At 65.2% G+C, this 1500-nt stretch carries 1 protein-coding gene; it reads left to right on the top strand.

The window, feature by feature from the left end; genetic code table 11:
- The first annotated feature begins 198 nt into the window (after positions 1-198).
- Positions 199-1341, top strand: coding sequence for an IS256 family transposase (locus BST38_RS28755; protein WP_083146943.1), 1143 nt, complete (start codon positions 199-201; stop codon positions 1339-1341).
- The last annotated feature ends 159 nt before the right edge of the window (positions 1342-1500 follow it).

The raw sequence follows: 1500 nt of genomic DNA, 5'->3' as shown, positions 1-1500 counted from the left end.
CACTGCTCGCCGAGACCGACGGTCAGATCCTGACCACCCTTCCCGGTGTCGCCTCCATTCGCGCGGTTGCGTCCATCAAGGTGGTGTACGAGTCGGAACTGACCAGGATGTCCGGCGTGTCGTAGCCGAATGATTGAAGGTCATCGCGTGATTCTTCGAGAGACCGTCCAAAGTCCACTCGAGCAAAGGAACCACGCGATGACCACTGCCCACAATATCGACCTGCCCACCGTGCTGGCCGAACGACTCACCACCACACACCCCGACGTGCTGCGCGAGCTGCTGGCCACGTTCATCCACACCCTGATGGGCGCAGAAGCCGACGCGCTGTGCGGCGCGGGATACGGCGAGCGCAGCACCGAGCGCACCAATTCCCGCAACGGCTACCGGCACCGCCAATTCGACACCCGCGCAGGCAGTCTGGACCTGGCGATCCCCAAGCTGCGCCACGGCTCGTATTTCCCGGACTGGTTGCTGGAACGCCGCAAACGCGCCGAACGGGCCCTGACCACGGTGGTGGCCACCTGCTACCTGCTCGGTGTTTCGACGCGGCGGATGGACAAGCTCGTCGAAACCCTGGGCATCACCAGCCTGTCGAAATCGCAGGTCTCGGTGATGGCTAAAGAGCTCGATGCCGCGGTCGAGGCGTTTCGCACCCGGCCACTCGATGCCGGCCCGTACACGTTCATGGCCGCCGACGCCCTGGTCCTCAAGGTCCGCGAAGGCGGGCGGGTGGTCAACGTTCACGCCCTGATCGCTGTCGGGGTCAACGCCGAGGGCTACCGCGAAATCCTCGGTATCGACGTCACCACCGCCGAAGACGGAGCCGGCTGGTTGACGTTCCTGCGCTCGCTTACCGCCCGGGGCCTGTCCGGGGTCAAGCTAATCACCAGCGACGCCCACGCTGGCTTGGTGGCCGCGATCGGCGCCACCCTGCCCGGGGCGGCCTGGCAGCGCTGCAGAACCCACTACACGACCAACCTGATGGCGGTGACGCCGAAGTCGTCGTCAGACAAGCTGCCGAAGGCGGCTGAGCACCTCGACGCGGCCCGGCCGGATCTGCTGGCGTTCACCGCGTTCCCCAAACAGATCTGGCGCCAGATCTGGTCGAACAACCCCCAGGAGCGGCTCAACAAGGAGATCCGCCGGCGCACCGACGTCGTGGGCATCTTCCCCGACCGCGACGCCCTGATCCGCCTCGTCGGTGCCGTGCTGGCTGAACAACACGACGAATGGGCCGAGTCCCGCCGCTACCTCGGCCTCGACGTCCTGAGCAAATCACGCACCGTCAACGACACCCCGAACGAACAGGAGGCCACCTCCGCGGCATTGACCGCCTGAACCATCACAACGAAGAATCACACGACGACGTCGTACACCACGTCCCTGGACTTGACCATTCGCGCGGCGACGTTCGCTGCACACAGCCTGCCGATCGAACGCTTCCCCGATGCCGAACATCTCTACTCTGCAACAGGTTTGGCACCCGCGCTCTATCAG

Origin of the sequence: Mycolicibacterium parafortuitum, from assembly GCF_002086815.1 — a bacterium.
Classification (GTDB): domain Bacteria; phylum Actinomycetota; class Actinomycetes; order Mycobacteriales; family Mycobacteriaceae; genus Mycobacterium; species Mycobacterium parafortuitum.
Note: the sequence above shows the minus strand (reverse complement) of the source record. Positions and strands in the feature narration are given on the sequence as shown.

Coding starts and splice junctions, on each gene's coding strand:
- BST38_RS28755 (WP_083146943.1), top strand. CDS start 199: ATGACCACTGCCCACAATATCGACCTGCCCACCGTGCTGGCCGAACGA.